Annotated in this window: 5 protein-coding genes; 1 reads left to right on the forward strand and 4 read right to left on the reverse strand. The window is 44.4% G+C overall.

The genetic code is table 11. The features are described from left to right. Positions 1–43 precede the first annotated feature (43 nt). From gtfA to CSX02_RS05470, 4 genes are all read right to left on the reverse strand, one after another. Entirely contained in the window at positions 44–1,459 is a 1,416-nt protein-coding gene (gene gtfA / locus CSX02_RS05455) for a sucrose phosphorylase (RefSeq protein ID WP_099385916.1), read from the reverse strand. 38 nt (positions 1,460–1,497) lie between these two features. Beyond that, positions 1,498–2,355 (reverse strand): carbohydrate ABC transporter permease, encoded by an 858-nt coding sequence (locus CSX02_RS05460; protein ID WP_099385917.1) that lies wholly within the window; start codon positions 2,353–2,355, stop codon positions 1,498–1,500. Next, on the reverse strand, positions 2,355–3,233 hold the full coding sequence (locus CSX02_RS05465) for a carbohydrate ABC transporter permease (RefSeq protein ID WP_031544999.1): 879 nt from the start codon (positions 3,231–3,233) through the stop codon (positions 2,355–2,357). Before CSX02_RS05465 ends, CSX02_RS05460 begins: the two co-directional genes overlap by 1 nt. A 62-nt stretch (positions 3,234–3,295) precedes the next feature. After that, positions 3,296–4,462: an ABC transporter substrate-binding protein gene (locus CSX02_RS05470; RefSeq protein ID WP_242970422.1), complete on the reverse strand. Its 1,167-nt coding sequence runs from the start codon at positions 4,460–4,462 to the stop codon at positions 3,296–3,298. 371 nt (positions 4,463–4,833) lie between these two features. Here CSX02_RS05470 and CSX02_RS05475 point away from each other — a divergent pair, with 371 nt between their 5' ends. Continuing rightward, on the forward strand, positions 4,834–6,888 hold the full coding sequence (locus CSX02_RS05475) for a methyl-accepting chemotaxis protein (protein ID WP_099385918.1): 2,055 nt from the start codon (positions 4,834–4,836) through the stop codon (positions 6,886–6,888). Positions 6,889–7,001: the final 113 nt, after the last annotated feature.

Genomic DNA, 7,001 nt, shown 5'->3' on the forward strand with positions numbered 1-7,001 from the left:
TAAACTAATCATAAATCAAAATGCATACAAAAAAAAGTGTTTTCTAAGAGTGAGTGATTGAAAATTCTTTTGTTTTGAAATTAGCATGTAATCTGGCAAAATCATCTCCGTTTTTACGAAGGATTACCAGTTCCTCATCGTTTGATTCCTCAAGGATAAATTCTCCGTCAAAAGCCGGATGGGTATTGCGGAATTTCATCAGATCAAGCAGTTTTTGTACCACTGGGCGCTTCACTTCCTCATCGATTTCCTCCAATGAATAATAATGGCGGTTGATATTGCGTCCCACCTTGGTCTCCTCAAGAAGTTTCAAATCGTTTTTGCCAGCGAGCATTCCCACATAATAAACCTGCGGGATTCCCGGTGCAAAAAACTGTACCGCTCTTGCAAGAAGATATGCATCGTCATCATCACCCAATGCCGAATAATAGGTGCAGTTGACCTGGTAAATGTCCAGATTGTTATAAGCCTTTGTATTATAGACTTTCTTGACATTTGCACCTTTTTGGAAGATATCCTCCTTGGTACGCGCAATCTCATCATCCGGCAGAAGGTCTTTGACATCCACCACACCGATTCCGTCATGCGTATCAAGTGTTGTAAACTGTTTGCGCGGACAGATGGTCAACCAGTGTTTCAAATACCTGCTCTGCCCGTAATACAGAGCATTGATCAGCAGCATCGGAAGCGCAAAGTCATAGACATAATAGCCCGCCTGCTCAATCTTTTGCTGCATCGTGTAATGTTCATGGATTTCCGGGAGCAGTGTAACCCCGTAATCTTTGACAACATCCTCGCAGAAATGCATCAGATCCCATACATCCGGCTCGATGAAAAAGCAGCTGGTTCCGGCCTTTTTCGTTGCATATGCAAATGCATCCAGTCGAACCAGTGCAATTCCATGCCCGCAAAGAGTCCGCAGATTGTCTGTGATAAAATCACGCGCAGTCTTGCTGTTTACATTGATATCAATCTGCTCTTCGTCAAAAGTACACCATACTTTTTCGGTGGTGCCGTCCGCAAACTGTGCATCCACATAAGGAGCGCGTGGCTTGCGTTTGTATATTTGGTCGATTTGTTCGTCGGTCGGCTCTCCATTTTCCCAAAAGTCTTTATATCGAATAAAGAGGTCATGATAATTCGACGCATCCTTCTTTGCCAAAAAATCCTGATAATATGCGCTGTGTGCAGAGATATGATTGATCATATAATCTGCCATCAGATAATATTCCTTTGAAAGTGCCTCGATCTCGTCCCATCCTCCGAATGCAGAATCTACCACATGATAATCCATCGGCGCAAAGCCGCGATCTCCCGAAGAAGGAAAAAACGGCAGCACATGGATTCCTCCAATTGCCTCACGGAAGTGGCGATCCAACGCACATTTCAAATCTTTTAGGTTGTCACCCATGCAATCCGCATAGGTAATCAGCATACATTTGTTTTCTAATTTCTTCATAATATCCTCAAACTTATTTCCTATGATTTACGCCTGCGCTATTTGACTGCACCGGCGGTAATTCCCTCCACGATATATCTCTGCAAAAACAGATACAGCAACAATATCGGAAGCATTGCCAGCAACAAGGCTGCCATAATCAGTCCTGTGTCGGTAGAATATGTTCCGTAGAACACTTTGGTTGCAATTGGAATGGTATAGATTTCTTTGCGTCCAAGCACCAGAGACGGAAGCAGATAATCGTTCCAAAAGGCCATTGCATCGATGATTGCAACTGTTGCGATGGTCGGCTTTAATATTGGAAATCCAATCTGCCAGAAGGTCTGCCATTTCGTACAGCCGTCAATGGTTGCAGCCTCCTCAAGCGAAATCGGCACATTGGTGTTGATTGCTCCGTGAAACATAAATGTCGCCATGGAAACCGAGAATCCCACATGCATGAGAATCAGGGTAATACGATGGTTTAAGACCCCGAATATTCCACCATAAAGTGATACCAGAGGAATCATCAAAACCTGGAACGGAATCACCATGGATGCGACCATCAGAACAAACAGGATTTTGTTTGCCTTCCAGTTGTTGCGTACGATCAAATGCGCTGTCATGGATGAAAAGAAAATGGTCAGAATCGTGGCACAGCTCGTAATCATCAAAGAATTTCCAAACACGGTCCAGAAATTCATCTTCTCCATCGCTGCCCCGAAATTTGCCAGTGTAAATCCATGTTTTCCAATCAGCCGAAGTGGGTCTCCGGTAATATCCGCTTTTACCTTAAATGCATTGATCAAGACCAGTACAAACGGAAATACCACAATCACAAATAATATCAGCAATGCCAGAATCATCAGCCCGTGACGGACTTTTTTGGCAATGGCCGCTTTTCTGTTTTGATCCATTATGCCTGCACCTCCGCTTTCTTACCTACATAAACCTGGAGTCCGCCGACAATCGCACAGACTACGAATAAAATCAATGCTTCCGCCTGACCCAGACCGAACTTCTTGTCCTGAAATGCTGTATTATACACATGCATTGCAGCCAGTACGCTGTCTCCGTAAGGATCTCCTCCCGTCAAAGAGAAGTTGACATCGTAGACCATAAAACATCTGGTAATTGTCAAAAACAGGCACTGTACAAACGAAGCGGTCATCAGCGGAATCGATATATGTATAATGGACTGCGTTCCCGTGCATCCATCAATTTTCGCCGCCTCAATGACATCTTCGGAGACACTCATAAATCCGGCAACATAAATCAGCATCATATAGCCGGCATATTGCCAGACCGATACGATAATCAGCGCTGCCATCGCCCCCGTCGGTGTTGCAAGTAAAGACTTTGCATGTCCGGAACCAATCATATCGGACAACTGAACCAAAGCCTTGTTAAACACAAATTTCCAAACATAACCGAGTACAATTCCTCCGATCAGGTTCGGAATAAAAAATCCGGCGCGGAAGAAATTCTGTCCGCGAATTCCGGTTGTCACCATATATGCAAGCACAAATGCAAACAGATTGACCAGTACCACCGCAATGGCGGAAAACACAAATGTTCTGCCAAGCGAAACCCAGTAATCCGTATCCCCAAATGCTGCAATATAATTGTCCAAGCCCACAAACGGCTTGCTTGTTGATACCCCATCATATCGTGTAAATGTCAGATACAATCCGTAGAAAAACGGAACGATCACCACCGCAACAAACAAAAAAGTTGTCACGCCCGCGAATAATAAATACTGTCTTACCTTATATCCAAGCGAGTTTGTCTTCATCATGATATCCTCATATCCCCGGGCATAAGCCCGGGGCAACATTCGTCATTTTCATCAAGCATTTAGTGCTTAATTGGAGTAGCAGATTTGAAATATTCCTCAACAGCAGCAGCCATCTCAGCACGGCTCATTGCATCGTCAAGATATTTCTGCATAATTTCCTGTCCGACCACTGTCATATGATCATCCGGAAGGAAATCATAAGTTGCAATCAATCCTGCATCTGCATATTCCTTTACAGATGTAGAAAGTGGATCAAGTGCATCCGCCGTCACCTGGTCAAATGCAGGCACCAGAGCGCAGGACTCTGTCAGGAATGCATTTCCGTCTGCGTCACTTACCAGCCAGTTTAAGAAATCAAGCGCAGCTTTTCTCTGCTCATCCGAAGTATTGTCGGAAGCATCTACAAAGAGATATTTGGTTCCGCCACCAACCAGTGTGGTATTTGTGCTATCGCTTGTATTTTCCGGAACCGGCATAATTCCCATTTTATCGCTATGATCATATTCCTTAATCACGGACCAGTCCCAGTTGCCGCCGAACATAAATGCAACATCCCCTGCAGCAAGCTTCATAGAGCTCTCTTCACGATCTGCATTAGCAGCTGAACCCTTCATGTAGTTGTACTCTTTTAATACATCAAAAGTGTCCATCAGCTCGTTGAATTTTGCATTGTTGTCGAGATCTTCGGTACCGCCAAGCAGTCCGTTTACAAATGCATCCGGATCTTTCTGCTGCTCATATACTTCTGCAAAGTAATGTGCACCAAGTGACCAGTACTCGCTTAAGATTGCTGTCGGCTGCTCCATACCGCCGGCTTTTAACTGATCGAGCAGACCTTTAAATGCATCAAGTGTTGCATAATTTTCCGGCTTAAATTCTTCCCCTGTTATTTTTTCGATTGCCTCGGCATTGTAAATCAACCCTCTCGCCTCAACACAGAACGGAAATCCTGCAAGCTTGCCATTTACGGTAATTCCAAGTTTGGTATGACTTGCCCAGTCCTCATTCGAGAGATCGTAGGCATATTCGTCCGCAAGCGCATAGATATCTTTTGCATCTACCATTGTAATGGTATAAGGATCATTGCTCGCATAGCGTGTTGCCACCTGGGAGGCAACAGTGGTATCGGTATCCGCATTGTAGACTTCCACTTCTACACCGGTCTTTTCCGTATACGCTTTTGCCATTTCCTCAAACTGTGTCTGAATCTCGGTTTTTGAGTTCAAGATGGTAATGGATGCTCCATCCTTCTTTCCCTCCTATGAAAAATTGGTTCCTAACTATTACAAACCGTATCGTACCCCCTTGGCTCCGATATGTCAACCGGTTGACATACAATTTTTACTCTATATGTGTGTATTTTGTGAAATAAACACAATTCGTTGCACTCGCGCTTGTGCATTTTCACTATACAAAAAGCATGATTTTCATACACCTATATGTCAATCGGATATCATATGCTATTGTCACACAACTCGCAGGTCATGAATATTTTTTCTGAACACTTCTTCATTTTTTAGTACTTATGTGCTATAATTTTTTATGCTAGCAGATTGACTTTTGGGAACACAAAAAAGGGGATACATGGAGGTTTTTTATGAAAGTAAAAAAGATTAGCACCAAAATGCTACTCACCATCGTACCTATTGTTGTGGTAGCACTCGTATTACTGACAATCATCAGTATCATTTCCAGCAGAAACACAATTAATGAGCAGATTCAAAACCGGATGTCTGCCGAGCTGAATGCCGCCGAAGGAAAAATGACCCAGGAATTGAATACGATTTCCAATATGGCAACGGTCATCTCCCGCGTAGTCGGAACCACCTACAAGAATACTTCTTGGGAAGAATACGAGAAGATGCTGACCGAGATTATTTCAGACAATGATATTGTTCTCGGAAGCGGTTTGTGGTTCGAGCCATACGCATATGACAGCGCCCAGCAGTATTTCGGTCCGTATGTCATGAAGGGGGATGGTGGATCCATCTCTACCACCTGGGACTACAGCAATGCGGAATATGATTACTTCACACAGGAATATTACACCAATGCAATGAGTTTTGATTCCGCAAAAATAACGGATCCTTATTACGATCCAACCAGCGCCACCGTTATGGCCACCTGTTCCATGCCAATCATGGACAACGGGAAAGCGATCGGTTGTGTAACGGTTGATATCTCACTCGGAACCATCACAGGTATTGTAGATGAAATCAAAATCGGCAAATCCGGAACCGGAATGATGATTTCCGGAAGCGGAGTATATATTGCCGGTGTGGATAATGAACTGATTTCCAACGGCACCAATATCGCTGATGACGAAAATGCATCTCTCGTCAAGGCCGGCGCTGAAATGATGGCAAATAACTCCGGAAGTACCACATTTACCAAAAGCGGAGCAACCATTAATCTGTATTATCATTCGATTGCGGCAACCGGATGGATCATTGGAATTCAGATGCCTGAGGCAGAATTGATGGAATCCGTACGACAGCTGACATATATTCTGATTGCAATCGCAGCAGTCTTTGTCATCCTGTGTGCAATCGTCATTCTTTTGGAAGTAAGAAGTATTTCCAAGAGCATCATCAGGGTAAAAGCTTTTGCCGGATCTCTTGCAAACGGTGATTTCACAGTCAATCCGATTGATGTCAAGACCTCCGACGAGCTTGGCAATATGAGTTCTTCTCTGAATCACATGTTTGACAGCAACCGCAATGTCATCTCCAATATCAAGGACAAGGCGGGAGAAATCGACGGTTCCAGCCAGCGCCTGCGCACTGCTGCTGAAGCACTCTCTACCAAATTTGCGGAAATTCAAAGTTATATGAATGATGTCAACAACGCGATGATTACCACCAGCGCTGCGACAGAAGAAGTAAATGCCTCCACGGAAGAAGTATTATCCAATGTCAACCTGCTGACCTCGGAGACAAACGAGAGTCTGACCATGGCACAGGAAATCAAGGAGCGTGCGGAAGAAGTAGGAAGAAGCAGCCGGGAAGCATACGAATCCGCAACCAGTCTTTCCACACAATTCGAAGAGCGGTTGCAGGTTTCTATGGAAAATGCAAAAATCGTATCCAGCATCAGTGAGATGGCTTCTGTCATTTCCAATATTGCAGAAGAAATCAATCTGCTTTCCCTGAACGCTTCCATCGAGGCAGCGCGTGCAGGTGAAGCCGGACGCGGATTTGCCGTTGTTGCGACCGAAATCGGCGGACTGGCAACAAGCACTTCCGAAGCAGTCGGCGAAATTCAAAACACCATCAGCGATGTACAGAAAGCATTCAACAACCTCTCCGGAGAAGCTCAGGAACTGTTGGGCTTCCTGCAAAATACGGTTGCGCCGGATTATAACAAGTTCATCGTGGTTGCGGAACAGTACAGCGATGATGCGGAATCCATTGAATCCACCTCAAACCAGATCTCCGAAATGGCATTGAATATCCGCAGCATCATGGAAGAGGTAACCAGTGCGGTTCAAAGCATTGCCGAAGCAACCAATGAGACCACTGAGCTCAGCGGAAATATCATGGAAAACATCGAGAATGTCAGTGAAAATGTCAGCGATGTATCCGAGATGTCCGAGAGTCAGGAAATCATCGCAGGTTCTCTGAACGATGTGGTCAACCAGTTCAATTTATAATCAAATCGATTTATCATCAAATCATTACAGACGCAAAAAAGGAACTGCCTGTCTGTACCGACCCCCAAAAGTTAGACCAAAAAATCTAACGATTGGAGGTCGGTATTTTTATG

The organism is Agathobacter ruminis, assembly GCF_002735305.1.
GTDB classification, from domain to species: Bacteria; Bacillota; Clostridia; order Lachnospirales; family Lachnospiraceae; genus Roseburia; species Roseburia ruminis.